This is a genomic window from Rossellomorea sp. GQ25 (genome assembly GCF_059758515.1).
Window position 1 is genome coordinate 219,980 of the sequence record NZ_JCAXEQ010000004.1, and the last position, 26,419, is coordinate 246,398.

The window sequence follows — 26,419 nt, forward strand, 5'->3', positions numbered from 1 at the left end:
CACCTATCTCAATCAGACCCGATTCTAAAGCCCTCTTCTTATCCTCTATTCATAAGATTATAGTGATTTAAGCTCTTCGATTCTTGCTTTAACAGTCGCTTGTTTCTCTAAATAATCTTTTTCTTTTGCTTTTTCCTCATCTACTACTTTTTGAGGCGCCTTGCTCACAAATTTTTCGTTGTTTAATTTGCCTTGAACCCGGGAAACTTCTTTCGTCCATTTTTCCAGTTCTTTTTGAAGACGGGCAATTTCTTCTTCGATGTTGATTAACCCTTCTAATGGAAGGAATAAGTCTACCCCCGTTACAACCGCCGTCATCGCTTTATCCGGTGTATCTAAATCTGTACCCATTTCCAACTTCTCTGGATTACAGAATTTTTCGATATACGCTTTGTTATTCTCGATGATCGTTAGCGTGTGTGCATCTTTTGCCTTCAGCATCAAGTTGATCTGCTTGCTCATCGGAGTGTTCACCTCTGCACGGACATTACGTACGGCACGAATGATGTCAACGAGCAGCTTCATCTCTTCTGCTGCCGCTTGGTCTGTAAGGTCATCTTGAACCGTCGGCCATGCAGCTACAGTAATGGATTCGCCTTGATGCGGCAAGTTCTGCCATATTTCCTCGGTAATAAACGGCATGAATGGGTGTAAAAGTCTCATTGTGTTGTCGAGTACATGGGCCAGAATCGAACGGGTTGTTTTCTTAGCCTCTTCATCCTCTCCATATAAAGGCAGTTTTGCCATTTCAATATACCAATCACAGAAATCATCCCAGATGAAGTTGTAAAGAACGCGTCCCACTTCACCAAATTCATAACGATCGGCTAATCGTGTCACGGTTTCGATTGTTTCATTTAAACGGGTAAGAATCCATTTATCCGCAACTGATTTTTCACCGGAAAGATCAATTTCGTCATAAGTCATTTCATCCATGTTCATAAGAGCGAAGCGTGATGCATTCCAGATCTTATTCGCAAAGTTCCAAACAGATTCTACTTTCTCAAAGGAGAAACGTAAATCCTGCCCCGGCGAGCTGCCTGTCGATAGGAAGTAGCGAAGTGAATCGGCACCGTACTTTTCGATGACATCCATCGGATCTACACCATTCCCTAGTGACTTACTCATCTTGCGTCCATCTGCATCTCGAACCAGTCCGTGAATCAGTACGTCTTTAAATGGCCGTTCTCCTGTAAACTCCAGTCCTTGGAAGATCATGCGCGATACCCAGAAACCGATAATGTCGTATCCGGTCACGAGTGTATTCGTTGGATAATAGCGTTTAAAGTCTTCTGCATCCAGATCAGGCCAGCCCATTGTTGAAAACGGCCATAGAGCTGAACTGAACCATGTATCCAGTACATCCTCTTCCTGGGTCCAATTTTCAATGTCTTCCGGTGCTTCGTTGTTTACATAGATTTCGCCTGTTTCTTTATGGTACCAGGCCGGGATGCGATGTCCCCACCAAAGCTGACGGGAAATACACCAGTCACGCGTGTTTTCCATCCAGCGCAGGTAAGACGTTTCAAAGCGATCAGGTACAAAGTTGACCTTGTTCTCATCCTGCTGAAGTTTTACCGCTTCTTCTGCCAGAGGACCCATCTTTACGAACCACTGAGTCGAAAGATAAGGCTCAACCACCGCTCCACTTCTTTCTGAGTGACCGACTGAATGCATATGCTCTTCAATCTTGAACAGAACTCCTGTTTCTTGTAGATCCTTTACAATTTCTTTTCGGCATTGGAAACGATCCATGCCTTGGTATTTATCCGCCTTGTCATTCATGGTTCCGTCTTCGTTCATGACTAGAACACGTTCTAAATTGTGACGGTTACCGATTTCGAAATCATTCGGGTCATGGGCAGGTGTAATTTTCACTGCACCGGAACCAAATTCCATATCAACGTAGTCATCCCCTACAATCGGAATATCACGTCCAACGATAGGAAGGGTAACGTTTTTGCCGATTAGATGCTTGTAGCGATCATCTTCCGGGTGAACCGCAACGGCCGTATCCCCAAGCATCGTTTCTGGACGGGTTGTGGCAATTTCAATGTGACCACTTCCATCTGCCAACGGATATTTCATATGATAGAATGCACCTTGTACATCCTGATGAATGACCTCAATGTCTGAAAGGGCCGTTTTCGTTGCCGGATCCCAGTTGATGATGTATTCACCACGGTAGATTAAGCCTTTGTTATAAAGGTCGACAAAAACCTTTTGTACAGCTTCCGATAAGCCCTCGTCCAACGTGAAACGCTCACGGCTATAGTCTAGGCCTAATCCAACCTTAGACCACTGCTGACGGATATGCTCGGCATATTCTTCTTTCCATTTCCATGTTTCTTCTACGAACTTTTCACGACCTAAGTCATAACGTGAAATGCCTTGATTGCGAAGTTTTTCATCTACTTTCGCCTGTGTCGCAATGCCGGCATGGTCCATACCCGGCAGCCATAATACATCGTATCCCTGCATGCGTTTCATTCTAGTCAGGATATCTTGCAGGGTTGTGTCCCAAGCATGACCAAGATGAAGTTTTCCTGTTACGTTCGGAGGAGGAATGACAATTGTGTACGGCTCCTTCTCCTTATCGTTTTTGACTTCGAAATATTTACCTTCCAGCCACCATTTGTATCTGCCCTGCTCAATGGCATTTGGATCATATTTTGTCGGCATAGATAATTGCTGATCTTGAGTTTCCATTTGTTTTCCTCCTATATTAGTGCGAATTACTACACTTTTCTAAAAAAAATAAAAAAATCCCCCGTCCTATGAAAAGGACGAAGGATTCCATTCGCGGTACCACCTTTTTTCTCAGGAGAAATAAGCCTCCTGAACTCTCGATGATTATAACGGCTTTTAACCGGCTTCTACTACTGAATTTCATAGAAACAGCTCTTCAGGCGACCTTCCATTGTCTTAACGTAGAAAATCTCTCAGCTAACGATTTTCCTCTCTGAAAGTAAGGATCAATGTACTCTTCCCGTTCATTGCTTTTCAAGTATTATTTATTTACTCATTATAGTATAGGAAAAGATAAACTTTCGTCAATCATTATCGGCAATTTTTAATAAAAATATTCATTTCGCCTACTCAGGCACCATTCTATCCTGTATTCATAAGATAAAGTAGTGAATATACCCAGGAAAGTGAGTGGACGAATATGAAAAAAATCAATCAATATACCATGCAGAAATGGATGGGAAACGCCCGGTTAATATGTAAGCAATTTATCATTCCCTTTACTATCTTTCAAGGGGTCCGGACCATTTTGCTTCCAACCACTTTTGATGTCCTTCTTTTAACTCTTTTTATCGGTATAGGCCTTGCCATTTATTTCGATTGGATTTAATGGACTGACGAAATGTGGACTTCGCCAGTCCTTTTTTTTATTCTGTGTCGGCCGCCTGCTCCTGCTTCTTTTTTTCCATTTCATCTAAACGCATGACCACATATTCCGTGTTTTTCAGAAGCCAGTGATGCCGTTGCAGTTTCTTAAGAGATTTCCGTTCATTCCGCTTATCCTTCGGTGTATGAAAATACTTTTCCACCACAGCGATGACAGAGCTTGGATAAGCTAAATAACTCATGAACAGGAGCCGCTCTTCATTACGTACGGTAAAATGCTGAAAATACGTGGTGAGCCACTCGATACATTCCTCATAATACTTAGGATAGGTTTTCAACGTTCTGGATAAAAACGGCAGCAGGTCATGGAAGGGTGATGCCATCTTGGAGTTCTCAAAGTTATGAAAATACCCCAAGCCTCTTTCGTCGAATAAAAAATGCTCCGTCGATACCTTTCCATGTGTAATGACGGTTCTGACCTTTTCCAACTCCTTCGTCTCCTCATACCATTCATCCAGCATTTTCCGTGAAAATTTTAGTGCTTGGGAAGCGTCCTTATAGTACATACAAAAATGGAATTGAAAAGGAGACATATACGTTGTCCTTTCACATGTTTCCACATACTCATCGAGAAACTGCTGTTCTTTATCCCACCTGGATGTCAGCTGCTCGTAATGAGATTCCCTCTCTTCTTTATCAATCTTTACTTCTTGAGAGGAGAGAGTATGAAGTCTTGCCAATTCCCGGAACATTTTCTGATGCTTTTCAAATTGATCTTCCCTTTCCAGGTTCAAGAGCCAGGGCATTACATAGTATAACTGCCCATCATTCCACACCGCATAGCGCCCATCCAATGTCGGATAGATCGGAACAATCCGGTTATAGCCCCTTTGAAACAACATTTGTACATTCCTGACAAAATCAACTCCAGTTTGGGCGGGTAGCTGCTTCACAGCCAGTGTGCCTTTATTGGAGAATACTTTGGAAATCTTCCCGTAATTCTCAACAAAATGGGGTTCAACACCATAAGGTTGTAAGACAGGCTTTAATCCCTCCAGCGTTTGTACCATACCTCTCACCTTCTAAGATTACTTTTCTAAAAAAACGGACTAACTCCATTTGGTGTCAGCCCCGTAGTTCCTTCTATATTGCAATTGCGCTCTTCTTAGATGGGAGCGACTTTGCTATATTCCTTTAACCCTTGAAGACATATTCGCTTTTCGGGATATATAGAACCTGCCCCACATAGACGTCTTGATTGGCTTCAAGTTGATTGACCCTCAATAACTGAGGAATGGTTAGATCATACTTTTCTGCGATATAATCCAGCGTCTCTCCCTCTTGAACAATGCATACCCTTAATGTTGCACCCTTTTCCTCTTCTTTTCTCGCAAAGAAATCGGTTAGGGAAATGGTCTCATATTTCTTTTTACCTTTAGCCTTTTTCTTTTCATCCTGCTCTTCAACGCTATCTTCCATTTTTGCATCTACTGCAGATGATGAAGAGGACTCTTCTTCTTCCTCCTCCTGCTGTTTGTATTTTGGAGGCGGTGTGTAGGCAGCCTTGGGTTCAGTCGGCTGTTCTTCTGATGACTCGCTCAGTTCATGCTGTGGCAATTCAAACACGTTTTCTTTTCGGATATAATTTTCCTCATAGGTAGGAGCAGGCTGAGCATCGTATTGAATCTGTACGGGTATCTCATCATCCTCTTCAGCTGGCGGTGTCCGTCCTTCCAGATTAAACGGCTGGTACTCGTCGTCTTCAGAGTCTTCTTCAGAATCCTCTTCTTCATCCTGCTCTTCAACGTTCGCCGTTAATTCTTCAACGTCGTAGTTCTCATACTCGTATACTTCTTCTCTTTCTTCTTGCTCTTCTTCTGTTTCTACTTCTTCCTCCGCTGTATCTTCTTCTACTTCGGCAACTGCACTGGAACGGTAAAGCGGCTCGTAATCTTCCTCTCTGCTAAATTCAGCTTCAAGGGGAGTATGCGTCTGCTGTTCTCCATAAATCCCTGTAATCGTTAAATCGGCATTCAATTTTAGACAAGCATTCTCGGGAACCATGTAGTCGAATGACTCAACGAACACATCGATATCGCCCAGATTGGCAATTCTATTTTTCGGAATCGTCACATCGACCGGGAAACGGTGGACAAATTCATATTCACCTTTTTCCCTCTTTTCTACAATTTGAACAAACTTACCACCCGCTTCAAACTCATCCTCTTCTTCGTCTCTCGGTGAAGTGGGTAAATATTCACCGGAAAGATCAAGGCTTCCCCTGATAAGTACGTACTGCTCTTGCTCTTGTATCGTTATATGAGGATCTAAGGAGATAGATAGCAATTCTTCAACTTCCTGTCCTTTTTTAAACCAAATTGATTCTTCCAAGGAAAATCGCAAACACGATTGTTGTTCTTGTGACAAAAGAAATTCCTCCTTTCAGGTTCCAAACAAAGAAATAGTAAACAATGCCATTATCACTTTATGAACCGAAAAGGGGGATTATGATAGGAAAACGAAAAGTTGTGGGGAGTGTGGTGATTTTTGGTTTAGAAACCGGGGAGTGAACCGGATTGATGTTGGTCGTTTCGATTTATCAACCGTTATTTTGATTTATCGACACTCAAATGGATTTATCGACCGTTCTTTCATTTTATCAACGGTTTTTCAATATCGACCGTTCTACAAAATTCGACTCCCTTCCAATTCCAAAACAACACTTCTCCCAATTCAACACCCATAAAAAAATAGCCGATCCCCCAAAGGATCGGCTATCATCATGACTTCTTACTAATCTTCTCAAACGCTTTTTCCGCTGCTTCAAGGGTTCTTTCAATATCTTCATCTGTGTGAGCTGTCGATAAGAATAGGCCTTCGAATTGGGAAGGTGGTAAAAATACACCTTCATGGGCCATTTCACGGTAGTAATCGGCAAACATCTCTAGATCTGATGATTTCGCCCCTTCGTAGTTGGTTACTTCTTCATTCGTGAAGAAGATCCCGATCATGGAGCCGGCACGATTAATTCTGTGAGGGATGTTGTGCTTTTCTGCTGCTTTCTTTAAGCCCTCTTCCAACAGGTCTGCTTTGCGTGCGAACTCTTTGTACGTTTCAGGAGTCAGCTGGCTCAGGGTTTCATATCCAGCCGTCATGGCCAATGGATTTCCGGATAGGGTTCCAGCTTGATAAATCGGACCGCTTGGAGCGATTCTTCCCATGATTTCAGCTTTACCGCCGTATGCACCTACCGGCAGGCCTCCACCAATGACTTTTCCTAAACAAGTTAAGTCTGGGGTTACATTGTAATAGCCTTGGGCACATCCGTATCCGACACGGAATCCAGTCATGACTTCATCAAAAATTAACAGAGAACCATGATTTTCCGTTATTTCACGAAGACCTTCCAGGAAGCCTGGCTGAGGTGGAACGACACCCATATTGCCGGCAACAGGTTCTACGATCACACCAGCGATGTCATCACCAAATTGTTCAAAGGCATAACGGATGCTTTCCAAATCATTATAAGGAACCGTAATCGTATTCTTTGCTACGCCTTCAGGGACACCCGGGCTGTCGGGCAACCCGAGAGTCGCTACACCTGATCCTGCCTTGATTAATAATGAATCTCCATGTCCGTGGTAGCAGCCTTCGAACTTGATGATTTTATTGCGTCCAGTGTATCCACGCGCAAGACGCAGGGCACTCATCGTCGCCTCCGTACCAGAGGACACCATACGTACCACTTCGATACTTGGAACTCTTTCAATGACTAGTTCGGCAAGTTTGTTTTCAATCTCTGTAGGGGCACCGAAGCTTGTCCCGTTTTCCGCTACTTTTTTAATGGACTCCACCACGCGGTCATTGCTGTGACCAAGAATGAGTGGTCCCCAGGATAGAACATAATCAATATATTCATTTCCATCGATATCGTAAATTTTAGCTCCTTTTCCTCTTTCCATGAAAATAGGATCCATCTTTACGGATTTGAATGCCCGAACGGGACTATTAACTCCCCCAGGCATCAGTTTTACTGCTTCTTTAAACGCTTGCTTCGATTTCTCATATGAACGCATTCCGGGTTCCTCCTTTAGTGATCTCTTCGTCATCCTTACAGGAACTTTCCACCAATTAAGATAACCAATTCGCTACATCTTTTGCAAAATACGTAATAATAAGGTCTGCACCCGCACGTTTCATGCTTGTCAGTTTTTCCATTACGATTTCCTGTTCGTTTACCCAGCCGTTTTGAGCTGCTGCTTTCACCATGCTGTACTCTCCACTTACATTATAAGCGACAACTGGGGTATTAAAACGGTCTTTCACTTCCCGCATGATATCTAAATATGAAAGGGCAGGTTTGACAATTAAGAAGTCTGCGCCTTCTTCTATATCCGACTGTGCTTCTCTTAACGCTTCGAGGCGATTCGCAGGATCCATCTGATACGTTCTGCGATCTCCAAATTGTGGTGTGGAGTGTGCCGCATCACGGAATGGACCATAGAAGCTTGAGGAGTACTTAACGGCATATGACATGATCGGCACATCATGATAGCCGGCTTCATCCAATCCGTGGCGGATCGCTGCAACGAATCCATCCATCATATTCGAAGGAGCAATAATGTCAGCTCCCGCTTCAGCCTGGCTGACCGCCGTTTTCGCTAATAGATCAAGCGTAGGGTCATTCAGTACTTTACCATTTTTTACGATTCCACAATGTCCGTGGTTTGTATATTGACATAAACAAGTATCGGCAATGACGACAAGCTCAGGATAATGTTCCTTCACAAATCGGGTTGCTCTTTGGACGATTCCGTGGTCATGATACGCTTGTGTTCCTGCCTCATCTTTTTCAGCTGGAACTCCGAATAAGATGATGGATTTTATACCTAAGGAAACCACTTCATCCATTTCTGCTTTTAAGTTATCCAGGGAAATGTGAAAAACCCCTGGCATGGAAGGAACGACATTTTTAATATTTTCCCCTTCCACTACAAACAACGGGTAGATTAAATCTTCTTTTCTTAGATGAGTCTCTCTTACTAACGCACGCATATGACCTGATTGACGCAGGCGGCGATGACGATTAAAATGCAGATCTTTCATGTGAAAACCTCCTAAGTAAATAAAGCTTTATTTCGATGATCTATTCATGATAAATTCTTTCATTTCTTTTACCATTTCATTTACAGTATAAATGCTGGGACAGATTTTTACATGTAATCCGTACTGTTCAGCCGTATTTTTTGTAATGGGACCAATGCACGCAATGGGTAGGTCCTGGATTTTATCATGAAGGCTGTACTGGTCGACCACCTTCATAAAATGATGAACCGTTGATGAGCTGGTAAACGTAATGATATCAGGTTTCTCTTCTTCAATGATATCCTTCAAATGACCGATGCTCCCTTGAGGGAGGACGGTTTCATAGACGATCCATTCCTGACAGGACACCCCTGCAGAGGCAAGCGCTGAAGCAATGACGTTTCTTGCCAGGTTCCCTTTTGGGATCAGGACGTCCCCTGAAGGCTTCACTTTCGAAATGAATTCGTCTGCAAAGTCATCCCCTGTAAAATGTTCAGGTACGAAGGAGACAGGGATTCCATATTTCCTGCAATAGTGTTCCGTTTTACTTCCGACTGCAGCAAACTTTCCAGGGAAAGAAGAAATGGAAATCTGTAATCGCTGCAATGCTTGAAGAAAGAATCTTACTCCATTTTTGCTGGTGAAAATAATCCATTCGTACGTATGTATGGTTGTGTGAAGATTCGTTTCCCACTCATCTTCATGAGGTTGAAAATGAAGGAGCGGCACCACAATCGGAACCCCTCCTACGTCTTCGATGAGGGTAGCCGTTTCACTGGATCCCTCACTTCCGCGAGTAATCAAAACCTTTATGTTTTCTAAAGGCCCTATACCCTTCATTATTGATCTAGCTCCTCTTTCACCTGATCAATTAAAGCCTTAGCTCCCAGGTCTGTTAAGCTTTCTGCAACGTTTTCCCCTACTTGCTGAGGATCCTGTCCCACCATGTATTCTTTATAGATCGTTTTCCCATCAGGTGAAGCTACAAGCCCCGTTAAAGCTACGTCCCCATTGTCTTTCAACTCAGCAAATCCTGCAATCGGCACCTGACATCCACCTTCCATTTTATGAAGGAACGCTCTTTCGGCCGTAACAGTCTCAGTGGTCTCTTCACATGCAAACTTCTGAAGAAGCTCAAGCAACTCAGAATCATTTTCCCTGCATTCAATGGATAACGCACCTTGTCCGACTGCAGGCAGGCAAAGGTCAGGGTCAAGGAATTCCGTTACAACATCTGATGTCCAGCCCATACGTGATAACCCTGCCGCTGCAAGGATGATCGCATCGTAATCCTCATTTTTAAGCTTCGTTAAGCGCGTATCGATATTACCACGGATCCATTTGATTTCAAGATCTGGACGAACGGATAAAATCTGTGCCCCTCTGCGCAGACTGCTCGTTCCTACGATTGCACCGCCCGGTAAATCTTTAAGTGCCACATGATTTTTACTGATGAACGCATCACGATGATCCTCACGTTCCGGTATACATCCGATAGTCAGTCCTTCAGGTAAGACCGCAGGCATGTCTTTCATACTGTGAACGGCCATATCGATTTCTTTATCCAGCATCGCTTGTTCAATCTCCTTAACAAACAAGCCTTTTCCACCGACTTTTGACAGGGTGACATCAAGGATCTGGTCCCCTTTTGTTACAATTTCCTTCACTTCGAATTCGTAAGAGGGATCCAGTGATTTCAACTGATTGATCACCCAGTTTGTTTGTGTCAGTGCTAATTTACTTCGTCTCGATCCAACAATGATTTTTCTCATAATGACCTCCTGAAAACTTATGAATACCAGAAATGGAATGAAGACAACCGACTACCCAAGAAAAAGTTAATTAAAATGATCAAGAAGGCTGCTACATTAAGTAAAGCTAATGACTTACCAAATACATTCTTTTTAATGCGAAGATATAAATAACTACTATATAAAATTAATAGAATGAATGAGCCTACTATTTTCGGATCATACCAAATGAAATCCGGCAACTTGATATATGCCCATTGCAGCCCCAGTATCAAGCTCAATAGAAGCATTGCTACACCAATGGAGTTCGATATATATGAAATCTTCTCAAGTTTGGACAAATCGCTGATCCGCCATAACCTTTGTCCCCATTTTTTCTCCTTCAAAAGTTTAAATTGCAAGAGGTATAGCAAGGAAAACACAAAGGATAGTGAAAAGGCCCCATATGAAAGGATCGCCATCGTAATGTGAATCAACAATAATTCAGATACGAGCTGTTCTGCCATCGCCTGTGACTCTACCTGTACCGGTGCAAACGTATGGATCGCCATGATGATGAATCCGAGTACATTTGTGAAGAACACCGTAAAGTCCACTCTTAATAATCGATTGATGACGAGTGACAGGGTGATGAGGACCCAGGCATAAAAATAAAGTCCCTCGAAGATGGTGAGAACCGGAAACCTGCCTGTATTCATCATGTATAGAAATAAAAAGATTGTTTGAAGGATCCAAACAATCGCAAGTAACCAGAAGGCAAACAGATTCGCCTTCCGGTTTTTGTTTAAGAAATCTATAAAGTAAAAGAGAATACTAATAGCATACAGAACAATCATAAGTTCATGCAGCCTAGTCATCGTTTGTTCAAACATAGACAATAACCTCACTTATGCTTGAAAAGAAGGCTGTGGTACAAAGCTGCGATCGCTCTCAGTCTTTTCATTGGCTGCTTTCACTTGTTTCTGCTCTTGCACTTGTTGTTCAATATTAAAGATATTGATGAATAAATCCAGTTTATCTTCAGCATCAGGAAGTCCTGCGAATTCCTTCGCTTGAAGGATCGGATCCTTCAACAACTGATTGATGATACTCTTCGTATGCTTATTTAACACTTTTCGCTCCCGATCAGTTAAGTCAGGTATTTTCCGTTCGATGCTCTCCATCGTTTCAGCTTGGATAGAGAGTGCTTTTTGTCTCAAAGCCGAAATAACCGGAACAACCCCAAGCATATTCAACCACTCTTTAAAAGCTACAATTTCAGCTTCAATCATGATTTCGATTTCCTCAGCGGCTTTCTTACGCTCAGCCAGGTTCGCCTGAACGATGCCTTCTAAATCGTCGATATCATAAAGGAAAACACTTTCTAATTCTCCAATGGAAGGATCCAGGTCACGAGGTACCGCAATGTCCACCATGAAAAGAGGACGACCCTTTCTCATTCTTTCGACATGTGACATCATCTCTTTTGTTATAACAAAATCCTTTGCACCGGTAGAACTGATCATAATATCCGCCTCTACAAGGGCACATTGAAGCTCCTTCAGTGTTTTCGCATTACCACTGAAACGGTCTGCCAAGGTTTGAGCCTTTTCATACGTACGATTAATGACCGTCACTTTAGTGGCTCCGCTGCCATGAAGGTTTTGGATCGCAAGTTCTCCCATTTTACCGGCACCAAGAATAAGAACATGCTTTTTCTCCAGGCTGCCGAATACTTTTTTAGCTAATTCAACGGCTGCATAGCTGACAGACACAGCATTGGAACCAATATCTGTTTCAGAGTGACCCTTTTTGGCAACCGTCACTGCCTGCTTGAACAGATGATTAAATACTGTACCAGTCGCTCCTGACTTCTGTGCATTCAGGAAGCTTGAACGAATTTGTCCGAGAATCTGGGTTTCCCCCAACACCATTGAATTCAATCCGCACGCAACTTTAAAAAGGTGTTCCACTGCCCCTTCTTGTTCATAAATGAAAAGATAAGGCGTGAACTCCTCTTTATCTATATCGAACCATTGAGATAAGAAATCTTTAATATAATAACGACCTGTATGAAGCTGATCCACTACTGCATAGACTTCCGTTCTATTACATGTAGAAACAATCACATTTTCCAGAATGCTCTTCTTTTCCTTTAAAGCCTTCATAGCGAAAGGAAGATCAGTTTCATTGAATGATAAACGCTCACGAATCTCAACAGGGGCCGTTTTGTAATTCAAACCAACGACTATTGTATACATGCTATGCACTACACCCCCAACTAAAATCATTACTCTTATTATAACATGTCCGAAAAAGCTCTTGACCTTCAAATGTGAACAGAAATTGAAACCTAAGTATGATACATTTATAAGGTAAGAAGACATGCTTCTTCCGGGACTTGCAAAACATTCATTTCATCATATACATTTAAGATTAATAAAGAATGAATATGAAAGCATTTTCAATTCTAAAAAAATCTTTTATATTTCGACATTCCCTACTAATGTAGGGTACCAAAACAAGCTTAAAGAATCAAGTAATGGAAAGGTTTTTCACCTAATTGTCGAGCCATTGTGCTTATCTTTATTATTATGTATTATTTTCCCTAAAAAAACAGTATTTAAAACATTTAGTATAAAAAGATACGGGAGGAAGAGTATGAGACAACAACAAAGAATTTTCCCAGGAATGATCTTAATCGGCTTCGGAGCATACTTTTACTTACAGCAAGCGAACATTGTCCTGTTTCAGGAGTTCTTCACGTGGCCGACATTATTGATGATTGTCGGACTGGCTTTTCTTGGACAGGGATATGGCGGAAGAGATCATGAAGCCATATTACCGGGTACGATCCTCGTTGGATTCGGTCTCCATTTTCATGTTGTCAATAAACTCGAAATCTGGCCGGATCACATGGGGACTTTCATTCTGATCATTGCATTGGGTTTTCTACTCAGGTACCAGAAAACAAGATCAGGGTTATTTCAAGGGGTGCTCTTTTTAACCCTCTCTATCATTCTCTTATTCTATGACAAAGTGGTGAGATGGTTTGGCTTCATTGGAGGTAATGTGGAAACTGCTTGGGAATTTTGGCCGATTATCATTATTGGTATCGGCGTCTACTTATTGTTTATAAAGAAAAAATAATTCTATATAATCCATAATAAAAGCCCGGAAATTACTCCGGGCCTTTTTGTACATACTATTATAGAACTGAATCCAGAAATTCTCTTGTTCGCTGCTCTTTTGGAGCGTTGAATAATTCCTGGGGAGGTCCTACTTCCACGATCCTGCCATCGTGCATATACACGACCCAATCGGCTACCTCGCGGGCAAATCCCATTTCATGGGTCACAACGACCATCGTCATCCCTTCTAAAGCAAGCTCTTTCATGGTAGCCAAAACCTCTCCGACCAATTCAGGGTCCAGTGCTGAGGTGGGTTCATCAAAGAGCATGATTTCAGGCTTCATGGCAAGTGCCCTTGCAATGGCCACACGCTGTTTCTGTCCACCGGATAACTTGGATGGGTATACATTTTCCTTATCCCCAAGTCCCACCTTCTTTAATAGCTCTTTCGCATCCTTCTTTGCTTCCGCCTTCGAAACCCCTTTGACGTATACCGGAGCTTCCATCACATTTTCCAGCACCGTTTTATGAGGGAAAAGGTAGAAATGTTGAAACACCATTCCTACTTTTTGACGGATTTTATTTAAATCATGTGTATCCTGGTTGACTTCATCGCCTTCGATGACAACCTTTCCATTGTCTTTCAGTTCCAGGAAGTTTAAGCAGCGGAGCAATGTACTCTTCCCTGATCCACTGGCTCCAATGAGGCAAACCACATCACTTTCCTTTACGCTGATATCAATGTCCTTCAATACATGTAAATCACCAAAGGATTTGTTTAATTTTTCAACTTTAATCATTTCCTGACTCACACTCATCCCTCCCGCATCTTTATTAATCACTAACCGACATCCGTTTTTCTATGATATTGACAATCGTTGAGAATACCAGTACCAGAACCAGATAATAGATCGCTACAACGAGCAGGTAGGTCATGTAATCGAAGTTGTTGGAACCAAGTGTCGTTGCCACACTGAACAATTCGAACATCCCGATAAAGGAAGCAAGAGATGAATCCTTTAATGCAATGATGAACTGATTACCCAGCGGCGGCAGGGCCCGTCTGAATGCCTGTGGTAAAATGATCCTCCTCATGGACAATCCAAGAGACATCCCGAGGGACCGTCCCGCTTCCATTTGTCCTTTATCAATGGATTGAATGGCTCCTCGGAAAATCTCGGCGATATAGGCACCATTATGGAAGGCAAGTCCCATTACGACAGACCAGAAGCCTGAGATATTTAATGAGGTTAATCCGAAGTAGAAAATAAAGATTTGAACAATCAATGGTGTTCCACGTACAACGAAAATATATAAATCCGCTAAAAGTTCCAATGGCTTGATTCCGGAAATCTTGAGAAATGCGAAAAACAATCCAATCACAATTGCAATAAGAACAGATACAAAGGTTAATTGGAATGTTAATAACATCCCTTTAAGAAATACATCATATGTACTTGTTAAGGTTTCAAAAAAGTGCATGAACTTCCCTCCAGTCTATTCTATACGTGTAACCTCCCGATAACGGACAAAAAGCGAATGCGCATAGAAGCACATTCGCTCTGTGTCATGCTGCCTTTACTCTTCTTCAGGATCTGATGTGATGTCTGTATTGAAATACTTTTCACTGATTTTCTTTAACGTTCCGTCTTCTCTTAATGTTTCTAGAGCTTTATTGATTTCATCCAGTAACGCTTCGTTTTCTTTGCTTACAGCGATGGCTTGCTCACTACGGCCGATCAGCTCACGTGCTTCGATGTTCAATTCTGCAGCGATCGCTTCTTTCCCTGTAATGAAGTCAGTGATAACGGCATCATGCTTGCCCTTATTTAATGCTTCTAATGCGACAACGTCACTATCATATTGTTGAATATTATCCGTTACTCCCTGGGCAGTTTCTGCATAAGTAGATCCCTTAGAAACGGCAATCTCCATTCCTTTCAGATCATCCAGCGTTTCTACAGTACTGTCCGGACGAACGAAAATCTGCGGGCCGGAATAATAATAAGGAGTTGAGAAGTCTACTTCCTTCAAGCGTTCATCCGTGATCGTATGGCTGGCAACCGCTGCATCAAAACGACCCGATTTCACTCCTTCTACAATTCCTGCAAACTTAAATTTCTTCTGTTCAGGTTCAAGACCCATTTCTTTCGCAACGGCTTCTGCCACTTCAATATCGAAACCTGACATGGTTCCATCATTATTCGTTACACTGAATGGCTTAAATTCACCTGAAGCTGCATAAATGAATTTGCCTTCCTCTACTAACTTCGCACCATTTTCCGTCGTGGCTTTGTCGCCGCAGGCTGATAGAAGAAGCACAGAAATGACTAACAAGACTAGGCTTTTCCAATTCTTCACTGGCTAGAGTCCCCCTTATGTAGCTTGTAATATTTTTAATCTTTCATAATTTTATCAACAAAAGAGAAAATTCTCAAAATTCAAATATGACTCATTTTGGTTATAATTATCCATTTTAGTGGATGAACTGAATTCAGCTTGTTTAGAGATACATATGCGATTATATCCTTTCATTTCCTTTCATATGCTTCGGTGATATAGGTCTATCAACCTTATACGGACTTCGGCAGACCCTCTTTTATACTACTTTTAAGCTATTGTGGTGTTGTCATTATTTAGTAATAACTCTATAAAACGTTGTTACTAAGCGAGTAGTGGTTGATTTCCACTCTAGGATGTTCGCTTTCCGCGGGGCGGGCGGTGAGCCTCCTCGTCGCTGTACGCCTGCGGGGTCTCACCTGTTTGCTATTCCCGAAAGAGTCGAGCACCTTCCGTTCCAATTAACTTAATTATTTACTTTCTACTTTCTAGCTGAATAAAGAATAAACACACAATTAACCATTGTAACCAAATAAAAAGAACCGATCCCCTGCCTTAGGCATTGGAATCGGTTCTTTATGATTAAACTTATTTATAGTACGACTTGATTGCGTCCCAGGCTTTGTCTTTTCCAAGGCCTGTTTCGGAAGAGAACATGATGAGATCGTCTTCTTTGTCCATATTTAATGTTTCTCTTGTTACTTTCAGGTGCTTCTGCCATTTGCCTTTTGGTATCTTATCCGCTTTGGTGGCGATGACGATACAAGGAAGCTCGTGATGCTTGAGGAAATCGTACATCATCACATCATCATTGGTCGGTGCATGACGCAGGTCCACGATCAGGACAACTGCCCTTAGCTGCTCACGGGAAGTAATGTATGTTTCAATCATCTTCCCCCATGCTTCTCGTTCTGTTTTTGATACTTTGGCAAAACCATATCCGGGTACGTCCACATAATAGAGGGTTTCTTCTATTTTATAGAAGTTTAACGTCTGGGTCTTACCTGGCTTGGATGAAATCCTTGCCATGCTCTTACGACCGATCATTTTATTGATGAATGAGGATTTCCCAACGTTCGAGCGTCCCGCTAAGGCAAACTCGGGAAGAAAATCGCCAGGATATTGTTCAGGCCTGACTGCACTGATGACCAGCTCAACTTGATTTACTTTCACTTCTTTTCACCTACTAATGCTTTCTCTAAGACTTCATCAATATGTGATACAAGGATGAACGTTAATTCTCCCCTCACACTTTCAGGAATGTCATCTATATCCTTTTCATTATCTTTCGGCAGGATAATCGTTTTAATTCCAGCACGATGAGCGCTTAATGTTTTTTCTTTCACTCCTCCGATTGGAAGGACTCTTCCTCTCAGAGTCATTTCACCTGTCATTCCTACTTCACGATTGACGTATTTACCTGTCAGTGCTGATACGAGTGCCGTTGTAATGGTAATCCCTGCTGAAGGACCGTCTTTTGGGACTGCTCCTTCAGGAACGTGGATGTGAATATCATGTTTCTCGTGGAATGACTCGTCGATCCCAAGGTCTTTCGCTTTCGAACGAACATAACTAAATGCCGTCTGAGCGGATTCCTTCATGACATCTCCCAATTTACCTGTCAGCACAAGCTTTCCTTTACCAGGTGCTAAGGATACCTCGATCTGCAAAGTATCTCCGCCAACGGTTGTGTAAGCAAGACCTGTTGAAACTCCGATTTGGTTTTCTATTTCTGCTTGACCATATCGGAACTTTTTCTTCCCCAGGAACTCTTCAATATTGCTTGACGTAATCACGACTCGCTTCTTCTCACCAGAGACAATGATCTTCGCCGTTTTTCTACAAAGGGCTGCAAGGTGGCGTTCTAAACTTCTCACCCCGGCTTCTCTTGTGTAATAGCGAACAATATCGACAATCGCTTCATCTCTGACTTGAAGCTTCGATTTGTTTAAGCCATGATCTTTGATTTGTTTCTCTAATAAATGATGCTTCGCGATATTTAATTTTTCAAGCTCTGTATAACCTGCAATCGTAATGATCTCCATTCTGTCTCGGAGTGGACCTGGAATGGTTGATAAATCATTCGCCGTTGCGATGAACATGACTTTAGATAAATCATACGTTTCTTCAATATAGTGATCACTGAAGTTCGAGTTCTGCTCTGGATCAAGTACTTCAAGCATTGCAGAAGAAGGATCACCTCTGAAGTCACTTGACATTTTGTCAATTTCATCAAGGAGGAAGACAGGGTTGATGGTACCTGCTTTTTTCATGCCTCGAATGATTCTTCCTGGCATCGCACCCACATACGTACGCCTGTGACCTCTGATCTCTGACTCATCCCTAACGCCTCCTAGGGAAATACGGACAAAGTTTCGACCTAGTGATTCAGCCACCGAGCGGGCTAAGCTGGTTTTCCCGACACCCGGAGGTCCGGCAAGACAAAGGATAGGTCCTTTAAGAGATCGTGTTAACTGTTGCACAGCCAGATATTCAAGCACTCTCTCTTTTACCCTTTCAAGGCCATAGTGATCCCGGTTTAAGATCTGTTCAGAACGCTTGATATCCAATTGATCTTCTGTTTCAGTCGACCAAGGCAGGGATACAAGCCATTCAATGTAATTACGGATAACAGAGCTTTCAGCAGAGCTTGATGGCACTTTCTCATAGCGGGCTAACTCTTTCAATACGGTTCTTTCTACTTCCTCCGGCATATCAGCTTGTTCAATCTTAGACGTTAAATCTTCAATTTCACCGGTTTTTCCTTCTTTGTCGCCTAATTCTTTTTGAATGGCTTTCATTTGCTCCCGTAAATAGTACTCTTTTTGGGTTCTTTCCATGGAACGCTTCACACGCTGCCCGATTTTCTTTTCAAGGTTTAGCACTTCTTTTTCATTGTTAATGGTCTCGATCACCATTTGAAGCCGCTTCTTAATATCCAGTGTTTCAAGGACGTTTTGCTTTTCTTTCATTTTCAAAGGAAGATGGGAGGCAACGATATCCGCAAGTCTTCCCGGCTCTTCAATATCTGAAACAGTGGAATACGTTTCTGCTGAAACTTTTTTAGATAGCTTTATGTATTGTTCGAAATAATTCAATAACGTCCTCATTAAAGCGTCTGTTTCTGATTCTTTCACATCGGAATCTTTGAATTCCTTAATTTCCACTTCATAAAAATCTTTTTGCTCAGTAAATGTTTCAATAGACGCCCTTTTTAACCCTTCAACCAGAACTCTGATCGTTCCATTCGGTAATTTAAGCATCTGCTTTACCTTTGTAAGAGTTCCCATTTCGTAAAAATCTTCTTGTGTTGGCTCATCTATATTCATATCTCTTTGAGTGGTTAAGAAAATTAAATGATCATCCATCATTGCTTTTTCTAAAGCTTGTACGGAGCGCTCACGTCCAACATCTAAATGTAAGACCATTGTTGGATACACAAGTAAGCCTCTTAATGGAAGGAGGGGAACCGTTAAATTATTTTGATTTGCCACATATAACACCTCCGAATTTTGCTCTCCTAGTCTTTGTACAATTCTAACTTATTTACTAGGGAGTGTCTATTAAATAGGTATTTACAACTTTATTCAATCCGTTTATCGCTTATTCCATTTTCTCTTCCATTCAAAAACAAACCGATTCGGATAGACCCGAATCGGTCAACAGTCTATACACTTTTTTTATTTTTTTCTGTTATGAGATCAGTTTGCTGTAACGTTTCCTTCATAAGAGCAAGATCCAATACTTCTTTAAGCTGTTTCACCGGGATCACTTCAATTCCCTCAATTTCACTTAACATTGCTTGCTGGTTATCATAAGGTATGATCGCTATAGTGGCACCAGCCAATTTCGCGCCCTTCACTTTCGCAGTCACACCTCCGACTGGTTTCACGAGACCGTGGATACTGATCTCACCGGTAACAGCAATGGTATGTTTCACTGGGATACGGTAAATGGCAGAGTAGATGCCAAGTGCCATAGCGATTCCGGCAGAAGGTCCGTCTACGGGGACTCCACCAGGAAAGTTCACATGAATATCATATTGATCCGCAGGTACTCCCATGGAACGAAGCACCGTAATCACATTTTCGATGGAGCCTTTCGCCATACTCTTTCTTCGGACTGATTTACTACGATCCCCAATGCTTTCTTCTTCCACAATTCCCGTCACATTGATCAGTCCTTTATCCGTTGCCGGGATAACCGTTACTTCAATCTCGAGTAATGACCCCGTATTAGGACCTGTTACAGCTAACCCATTTACCAGACCAATCGTTGCTTCCTCATTGATTTTTTTCTGATAGCGGGGAGAAAGCTGACTGGATTGGATGATCCACTCCAATTCATGATCAAAGATTTCTTTTCTGTTTTCTGTAATGGCCACTCCAGCGGCAATCTGGACCATATTTACCGCTTCACGTCCATTACGGGCATAGGAGGCAAGCGTTTCAAGACCCTTGTCACTAATCGTCATCTCTACTTTTTCAACGGCTCTGGCAGCTACTTTTTTCACTTCATCATGCTCAAGCTCCCTAAAGAAAACTTCCATACATCTCGAGCGAATGGCCGGCGGAATTTCACTCGGGGTACGGGTGGTCGCACCGATCAAACGGAAATCTGCTGGAAGGCCATTTTTGAAAATATCATGTATGTGGGTAGGGATTTGATGATTTTCTTCATTATAGTAGGCACTTTCAAGAAACACTCTGCGATCTTCTAGTACTTTTAATAACTTATTCATTTGGATAGGATGCAATTCTCCTATTTCATCAATGAACAATACTCCTCCATGGGCATTCGTTACAGCCCCTTGCTTCGGCTGGGGAATCCCCGCTTGTCCCATGGCTCCCGCTCCTTGGTATATAGGGTCATGGACAGACCCAATCAATGGATCGGCAATTCCCCGTTCATCGAAACGTGCGGTTGTGGCATCCAGTTCAACAAAAACAGCGGCAGGTTTAAAAGGAGATTTTATATTCTTCTTGGCTTCTTCCAGGACCAGCCGGGCAGCTGCGGTTTTCCCGACTCCAGGTGGACCATAGATGATCACATGCTGAGGGTTCGGACTGCATAATGCTGCTTTCAAGGCTTTTATTCCATCTTCCTGGCCAACAATATCTTCAAAGCTTGATGGTCTTACTTTTTCTGCAAGAGGTTCAGTTAATGAAATGGACCTCATTTTTCGTAACTCTTCCATTTCTTTTTTTGACTCACGATCAATGGAAACTTTTTGCGTTCGCTGATTTTTCAATAGGTTCCAGAAATACAATCCAATGATGATTCCGAAGAATAACTGGATAAACAAAGCGATGCTAGTAAAGCTCATTCGTCTCCCTCCAAGTAGATACAAGTTGTTATCGGTTAGTATCTCCTTGACCCTGTGGGAATAAACAAAAAAATTCGGAAACGAAGAGGTCCTAAAAGAAGTGAAAATAAAAAATAAATCCTTGTTTTTTCTTTAGAAAAGCATTCATTACCCTTCGCAAACGATTCATGATCTGATGACTCAGCTATTTTTCTCTAATAATTGGCAGTACTGGATATCTGATCATCTTAGGCTAGAATATTAACGATTGCAGCAAAACCCTTAACCCGACAAAAAGCCAAGAATGGGGGACCATTCTTGGCTTTAAGATATATCTATTAAGCTGATGTTTTTTCTTCGTTCGGGTCGATCATCGTTCCATCTTCGAGCATTAAATGCGGAGCCGCATCTTCAAGGATCGTTTCTTTTGTAATGATACATTTTTTAATATCATCACGGGAAGGAAGATCGAACATCACATCTAACATCATTGTTTCGATGATAGAACGTAGTCCACGGGCACCCGTTTTCCGCTCGATTGCTTTTTTAGAGATTTCAAGCAGAGCATCTTCAGTGAATTCAAGCTCCACATCATCTAATTCAAGCATTTTTTGATATTGTTTTACTAAAGCGTTTTTTGGCTTTGTCAGGATTTCAACAAGCGCTTCTTCATCAAGAGGTTCAAGGCTTGAAATTACTGGTAAACGACCGATGAATTCTGGAATTAATCCAAACTTCAATAGATCTTCAGGGACAACTTTAGAGAGAAGTGATTTGTCTTCTTTTACTTCTGCATTTTTAGGATCAGAACCGAAACCAATCACCTTTTGACCTAAACGGCGTTTAATGATTTGCTCGATTCCATCAAATGCTCCACCACAAATGAACAGTACATTGGACGTATCGATTTGGATGAATTCCTGATGAGGATGCTTACGCCCACCTTGTGGAGGAACGCTTGCTACCGTACCTTCAAGAATTTTCAGAAGTGCCTGCTGAACACCTTCACCTGAAACGTCTCTAGTGATCGATGGATTTTCAGATTTACGTGCTACTTTATCGATTTCATCGATGTAGATGATTCCTTTTTCAGCTTTTTCTACATCGTAATCAGCTGCCTGGATTAATTTCAATAGAATATTCTCTACGTCTTCCCCTACGTAACCAGCTTCAGTTAGTGAAGTGGCGTCAGCAATGGCGAAAGGAACGTTAAGAATACGCGCAAGTGTTTGAGCCAGTAATGTTTTACCGCTACCAGTCGGCCCGATCATCGCAATATTACTCTTAGACAGTTCAACGTCATCGACTTTACTGCTTGAGTTGATACGCTTGTAGTGGTTGTATACGGCTACAGCCAGAGATTTCTTTGCTTGGTCCTGACCAATTACGTATTCGTCCAGGATTTCCCGAATTTCACGAGGTTTCGGAACGTCTTTGAATTCTACTTCTTCTTCCGTACCAAGCTCTTCTTCTACGATCTCTGTGCAAAGTTCGATACATTCATCACAGATATACACACCTGGTCCAGCGACTAGTTTACGAACTTGGTCTTGTGTTTTTCCGCAAAAAGAACATTTTAGTTGTCCTTTTTCATCATTAAATTTAAACAATGATTTTCACCCCTTAGTTAAAACTTCATAAAATCGTGCTCTGTTTTCAATAAACGAACGATCTCTTACATCCCATTACCTAAAGTTATGTACTGCATTTTATCATATTATATGTTCGTAAAGAAATTGATACGATTCTTAAGAATCATCTTATTATGTAACACGCATTTTAGCAAATATTTTACATTGCTAGTTAGTATCTTATCCAATTGAAGTCAGGTAATGTAAGAAATCTAATTATGTATGTTCCTGGTAAAAAATAATGCAACCCCGTTTAATAAGCTTTTTCCAAAAATAGTGGTTCTTATTCTTGTTTGATAAAACAATTACAACTTATTAAGTGAAGCTTAGTGATTTGGCTCATTTACGCCATAATTATCAAAAGCGATAGAGCAAACTCATTTGCTCTTGCGCTTTTGATGATTGTGGCTACTTTTCAGCTTTGCTGAAAAGTGTGAGAAACATCCGTTTCTCACGAATGAGCCAAATCAAGGGGAATATCCGCTTCATTGTACAAAACAAGGCACGAATGAATCGCGCCTTGTTTGCTATTTTTATTATGCTACAGTTTTGCTGTTTTCAACAAGGAATTCTACTGCTTTACGTACTTTAAGGTCAGCTTTAAGTGTGTCAAGGCCGCCTAGAGCTTGTTTGATGTTGTCAGCAGACATGTTGTATTGTTCAGCCATTTTGTTTACTTCTTCTTCTGCTTCTTCGTCAGTTATTTCTAGGTTTTCAGCTGCAGCGATTGCTTCCAGTGTAAGGTTTGTGCGAACGCGTTTGCCAGCATCTTCTTTCATTTGACCGCGAAGATCTTCTTCTGTTTGACCAGAGAATTGGAAGTAAAGGTCAAGGTTCATACCTTGCATTTGTAGACGTTGTTCGAATTCTTGCATCATGCGGTCTACTTCAGCTGTAACCATTACTTCTGGAATTTCAACTTCAGCATTGTCAGAAGCTTTATTTACAAGAGTTTCACGAACTGCTGTTTCAGCTTCGTTCTTTTTAGACTCTTGAAGACGTTTTTCGATTTTTTCTTTAAGTTCAGCAAGCGTTTCAACTTCTTCGTCAGCGTCTTTAGCGAACTCGTCATCTAATGCCGGAAGTTCTTTCGCTTTGATTTCGTGAACTTTCACTTTGAATGTAGCAGGCTTACCAGCAAGTTCAGCTGCATGGTATTCTTCAGGGAAGTTAACTTCTACTTCTTTCTCTTCTCCAGATGCAACCCCGATTAATTGCTCTTCGAAACCTGGGATGAATTGGCCTGAACCTAATTCAAGAGAATAGTTCTCAGCTTGGCCGCCTTCAAATGCTTCACCATCAACGAATCCTTCGAAATCCATTGTTACAGTATCGCCTTCTTCAGCTTTTCCTTCTTCTTTTACAGCTAGCTCAGCTTGTTTTTCTTGAAGTGAAGTAAGTTCAGCTTCTACATCTTCAGCTGTCACTTCTGTTTCCATTTTTTCTACTTCAAGACCTTTGTATTCACCAAGTTTCACTTCAGGTTTCACTTGTACTTTAGCAGTGAAGATTAGCTCTTTACCTTTTTCCATTTGCTCAACATCGATTTCCGGACGGTCGATTGGATCGATTCCCGTTTCTTCGATTGCTTTCGCATAGGCTTCTGGTAAGATGAAATCTAATGCATCTTGGTAAAGTGATTCAACACCAAAACGTTTTTCGAACATTCCGCGAGGCATTTTCCCTTTACGGAATCCTGGTACGTTAACTTGTTTTACAACTTTTTTGAATGCTGCGTCCAAACCTTCGTTTACTTTTGCAGCTTCAACTTCAATTGTAAGTACTCCTTGGTTTCCTTCTTGCTTTTCCCATTTTGCAGACATACTGTTCCCTCCAACAATCTATAATTGATCTTGTATTTTTACGCATAGTAGTAGATAGTCCCGTATGAATCTAGCACTATCATCGTAAATATATGAAAAACTTTTACATTACAACCATTACATTATAACATACAGCCACTGTCTTTCAACAGAGAGCATTTAAATATTAGGAGAGGAAATTTCCTCTAGTTCCGTAAGTCTTGTTAGAATCCACTGAGATTGTGTGTTTTCAACCTGGTCTTTTAACTCTTCTTCAAGGATTGCATCGGCAAACATCCCTGCCGTGTAGTAAGCATACACCGAGGCGATTGCTTTCGGTTCATCCTCAAGTGTAAAAGGATAGAGTAGAAAGGTATGCCTTTTCAGTAATTCTTGAGCGTGCTGAAAAAGCGTAGGATTCGTTTGGGCTAGAAGATCATCCAATGAATCTGTGACCATCTTATAGAAATCAGACTCGAACACATCTTCCAAAGCGGAAGGAGACACCTTCTGCTCCTCCCCAAATTTCGCTACATCTACTTCTTTATCCATTCCATGCTCCCTTAAAACATTTATGATCATCGTTTGCAGAAATGGGTGGGCGGCTGAATCCTTTAAAACTGATTGCAACTCCCCAATGAATGGTTGAATGTTACGATGAACCAACTGTGCCACGATCAACGTCTGTTCCTCCAGGCTCTTCCCTTCCAAGATAGAAGATTGATCCTCTTCTGATGATTCTTCTTCATGAATTGGTGCTTTTCCATTCACTACTTTTTCACTGAATTGGAGAAGCTTCCTGAAATGTTCTTCCTTTTCAAAGGGCACTTCTTTTTCATCAAACAAGGCATTGATTGTGTCGACCACTTCCCTGTGCTGATGAAGCTGGATAAGAATCATCAAATACATATCAACGACTTCGAAGTAGTCCCCGATCCCTTCAAGGAGCATCTCTTTACATATGTATCTGGCTTTGTCATACTGCTTGCTTTCATAAAGAGATAGCACGAGTGCAGTATTAATATCGGGATTATCAGGTTCTAATTCATAGGCTTGCGTGAGCAACTGAGAGGATTCATGCACCTCTCCTTTTTCCAGAGCCTGCACACCCTTTTCCAGCAGCCGATCTTTCAATCCTGGAAACTGGACAATTTTTCCTTTTCCTTCATGGTTTCCCTTAGTCATAAAACGTACCTGCCTATACTTTTTAGTTGCCTTTAGTTTAGCACGATATCTTTTGGATAACAAAAAAAGCTTACCCTTTTCAGGTAAGCTTTGTGTATGTAGGATATATGGCGTCCCAGGAGAGATTCGAACTCCCGACCGACGGCTTAGAAGGCCGTTGCTCTATCCTGCTGAGCTACTGGGACGTGATTTGTTTTTCAAGGACAATATTTATTATATTCACATAGCATCAATAAGTCAACAGATTTTCAAAAAAAGTTTTATTTATTTTTCCGGGACCGTTTTTTCTATCTGTAATAGGGAAGAGAACCCACCGCGGCAGGTTCTCACAATAATTTTACAATTGAAAGGATTGAGTCAATTCGTCCAGAACTACATGATCATGAGTTAAGAATGTTACCTTTATTTCTTGATCAATCGCTTCTACTAATGCGTAAGTGCGTTCTCTCCTGCCTCTTGGCAAAAGGATGCTTCCCGGATTCAAGAACAAAGTGCCATTATTCAATTCTGCACCCAGTGTGTGTGAATGGCCAAAGAAAACAAAATGCGCTCCAACTTCTTCAGCTTTATAACGTAGCTTCATCAGTGACATTTTAATTCCATACAGATGACCGTGTGTCACCATGACTACGTTGCCCTCAACCTCTTCAACAAGGTCGTCGGGCAACCGGGCGTCCATATCACAGTTTCCCCTCACAACAAGGTAGGGGGATAATGCCGGGTCGTCTGCACTTAATTCAGAATCTCCGCAGTGAATCATGGCATCTACGGTAGATTGATATTTTTCTGATAGTTCCAATAGCTCTTCTTTTGATCCGTGACTATCACTTACAACCAATAGTTTCATTCCGCTCAC

The 26,419-nt window shown here is 41.7% G+C and carries 21 protein-coding genes, 1 tRNA gene and 1 other annotated feature; of the genes, 2 read left to right on the top strand and 20 right to left on the bottom strand.

Annotated elements, in window-relative coordinates; genetic code table 11:
* Positions 1 to 57: 57 nt before the first annotated feature.
* Positions 58 to 2,709 (bottom strand): valine--tRNA ligase, encoded by a 2,652-nt coding sequence (locus tag AC6CIB_RS14505; RefSeq protein WP_498281788.1) that lies wholly within the window; start codon positions 2,707 to 2,709, stop codon positions 58 to 60.
* Between the two features lie 70 nt (positions 2,710 to 2,779).
* Positions 2,780 to 3,006 (bottom strand) — a binding site (T-box leader).
* A gap of 163 nt (positions 3,007 to 3,169) precedes the next feature.
* Here AC6CIB_RS14505 and AC6CIB_RS14510 point away from each other — a divergent pair.
* A complete protein-coding gene (locus AC6CIB_RS14510) occupies positions 3,170 to 3,358 on the top strand; it encodes a YszA family small membrane protein (RefSeq protein ID WP_044339496.1) in 189 nt (62 codons plus the stop codon).
* A 37-nt stretch (positions 3,359 to 3,395) separates the two neighbouring features.
* Here the strand turns inward: AC6CIB_RS14510 and ysxE are convergent, their stop codons facing one another.
* The 8 genes from ysxE to hemA all read right to left on the bottom strand — a co-directional run bounded on the left by ysxE (position 3,396) and on the right by hemA (position 12,430).
* Positions 3,396 to 4,424, bottom strand: a complete 1,029-nt coding sequence (gene ysxE, locus AC6CIB_RS14515) for a spore coat protein YsxE (protein ID WP_498281790.1) — start codon at positions 4,422 to 4,424, stop codon at positions 3,396 to 3,398.
* Between the two features lie 124 nt (positions 4,425 to 4,548).
* Complete coding sequence (gene spoVID / locus AC6CIB_RS14520) at positions 4,549 to 5,781, bottom strand: stage VI sporulation protein D (RefSeq protein ID WP_498281792.1); 1,233 nt, start codon at positions 5,779 to 5,781, stop codon at positions 4,549 to 4,551.
* A 353-nt stretch (positions 5,782 to 6,134) separates the two neighbouring features.
* A complete protein-coding gene (hemL, locus tag AC6CIB_RS14525) occupies positions 6,135 to 7,430 on the bottom strand; it encodes a glutamate-1-semialdehyde 2,1-aminomutase (RefSeq protein ID WP_498281794.1) in 1,296 nt (431 codons plus the stop codon).
* A gap of 55 nt (positions 7,431 to 7,485) precedes the next feature.
* Complete coding sequence (gene hemB, locus AC6CIB_RS14530) at positions 7,486 to 8,460, bottom strand: porphobilinogen synthase (RefSeq protein WP_498281796.1); 975 nt, start codon at positions 8,458 to 8,460, stop codon at positions 7,486 to 7,488.
* A 27-nt stretch (positions 8,461 to 8,487) separates the two neighbouring features.
* Complete coding sequence (locus tag AC6CIB_RS14535) at positions 8,488 to 9,279, bottom strand: uroporphyrinogen-III synthase (protein ID WP_498281798.1); 792 nt, start codon at positions 9,277 to 9,279, stop codon at positions 8,488 to 8,490.
* On the bottom strand, positions 9,279 to 10,211 hold the full coding sequence (gene hemC / locus AC6CIB_RS14540; RefSeq protein WP_498281800.1) for a hydroxymethylbilane synthase: 933 nt from the start codon (positions 10,209 to 10,211) through the stop codon (positions 9,279 to 9,281). Before hemC ends, AC6CIB_RS14535 begins: the two co-directional genes overlap by 1 nt.
* A 17-nt stretch (positions 10,212 to 10,228) precedes the next feature.
* On the bottom strand, positions 10,229 to 11,062 hold the full coding sequence (locus tag AC6CIB_RS14545) for a cytochrome c biogenesis protein (protein WP_482629751.1): 834 nt from the start codon (positions 11,060 to 11,062) through the stop codon (positions 10,229 to 10,231).
* Between the two features lie 15 nt (positions 11,063 to 11,077).
* Positions 11,078 to 12,430: a glutamyl-tRNA reductase gene (hemA, locus tag AC6CIB_RS14550; protein ID WP_498281802.1), complete on the bottom strand. Its 1,353-nt coding sequence runs from the start codon at positions 12,428 to 12,430 to the stop codon at positions 11,078 to 11,080.
* 400 nt (positions 12,431 to 12,830) lie between these two features.
* On the opposite strand from hemA, the gene AC6CIB_RS14555 reads away from it, so the two are divergent.
* Positions 12,831 to 13,319 carry a LiaI-LiaF-like domain-containing protein gene (locus AC6CIB_RS14555; protein ID WP_498281804.1) on the top strand — a complete coding sequence of 163 codons (489 nt, stop codon included), beginning with the start codon at positions 12,831 to 12,833 and terminating at the stop codon, positions 13,317 to 13,319.
* Positions 13,320 to 13,377: 58 nt separating this feature from the next.
* On the opposite strand, the gene AC6CIB_RS14560 is transcribed toward AC6CIB_RS14555, so the two are convergent.
* From AC6CIB_RS14560 to AC6CIB_RS14610, 11 genes are all read right to left on the bottom strand, one after another.
* Complete coding sequence (locus tag AC6CIB_RS14560) at positions 13,378 to 14,100, bottom strand: amino acid ABC transporter ATP-binding protein (RefSeq protein ID WP_172655782.1); 723 nt, start codon at positions 14,098 to 14,100, stop codon at positions 13,378 to 13,380.
* A 34-nt stretch (positions 14,101 to 14,134) separates the two neighbouring features.
* Positions 14,135 to 14,782 carry an amino acid ABC transporter permease gene (locus AC6CIB_RS14565; protein WP_148969847.1) on the bottom strand — a complete coding sequence of 216 codons (648 nt, stop codon included), beginning with the start codon at positions 14,780 to 14,782 and terminating at the stop codon, positions 14,135 to 14,137.
* 96 nt (positions 14,783 to 14,878) lie between these two features.
* Complete coding sequence (locus AC6CIB_RS14570; RefSeq protein WP_498281806.1) at positions 14,879 to 15,661, bottom strand: transporter substrate-binding domain-containing protein; 783 nt, start codon at positions 15,659 to 15,661, stop codon at positions 14,879 to 14,881.
* Between the two features lie 567 nt (positions 15,662 to 16,228).
* Positions 16,229 to 16,813 (bottom strand): ribosome biogenesis GTP-binding protein YihA/YsxC, encoded by a 585-nt coding sequence (yihA, locus tag AC6CIB_RS14575; protein WP_149156265.1) that lies wholly within the window; start codon positions 16,811 to 16,813, stop codon positions 16,229 to 16,231.
* Positions 16,810 to 19,134: an endopeptidase La gene (gene lon / locus AC6CIB_RS14580; RefSeq protein ID WP_498281808.1), complete on the bottom strand. Its 2,325-nt coding sequence runs from the start codon at positions 19,132 to 19,134 to the stop codon at positions 16,810 to 16,812. The genes yihA and lon overlap by 4 nt, the downstream gene beginning before the upstream one ends.
* A gap of 173 nt (positions 19,135 to 19,307) precedes the next feature.
* Positions 19,308 to 20,966 carry an ATP-dependent protease LonB gene (gene lonB, locus AC6CIB_RS14585; protein WP_498281810.1) on the bottom strand — a complete coding sequence of 553 codons (1,659 nt, stop codon included), beginning with the start codon at positions 20,964 to 20,966 and terminating at the stop codon, positions 19,308 to 19,310.
* Positions 20,967 to 21,283: 317 nt separating this feature from the next.
* Positions 21,284 to 22,555, bottom strand: coding sequence for an ATP-dependent protease ATP-binding subunit ClpX (gene clpX / locus AC6CIB_RS14590; RefSeq protein WP_113969530.1), 1,272 nt, complete (start codon positions 22,553 to 22,555; stop codon positions 21,284 to 21,286).
* A 557-nt stretch (positions 22,556 to 23,112) separates the two neighbouring features.
* Positions 23,113 to 24,399, bottom strand: coding sequence for a trigger factor (gene tig / locus AC6CIB_RS14595; RefSeq protein WP_498281812.1), 1,287 nt, complete (start codon positions 24,397 to 24,399; stop codon positions 23,113 to 23,115).
* A 159-nt stretch (positions 24,400 to 24,558) separates the two neighbouring features.
* Positions 24,559 to 25,563 carry a tetratricopeptide repeat protein gene (locus AC6CIB_RS14600; RefSeq protein WP_498281814.1) on the bottom strand — a complete coding sequence of 335 codons (1,005 nt, stop codon included), beginning with the start codon at positions 25,561 to 25,563 and terminating at the stop codon, positions 24,559 to 24,561.
* Positions 25,564 to 25,671: 108 nt separating this feature from the next.
* Positions 25,672 to 25,748 (bottom strand) — tRNA-Arg (locus AC6CIB_RS14605).
* Positions 25,749 to 25,900: 152 nt separating this feature from the next.
* Positions 25,901 to 26,410: a metallophosphoesterase gene (locus AC6CIB_RS14610; RefSeq protein WP_498281816.1), complete on the bottom strand. Its 510-nt coding sequence runs from the start codon at positions 26,408 to 26,410 to the stop codon at positions 25,901 to 25,903.
* Positions 26,411 to 26,419: the final 9 nt, after the last annotated feature.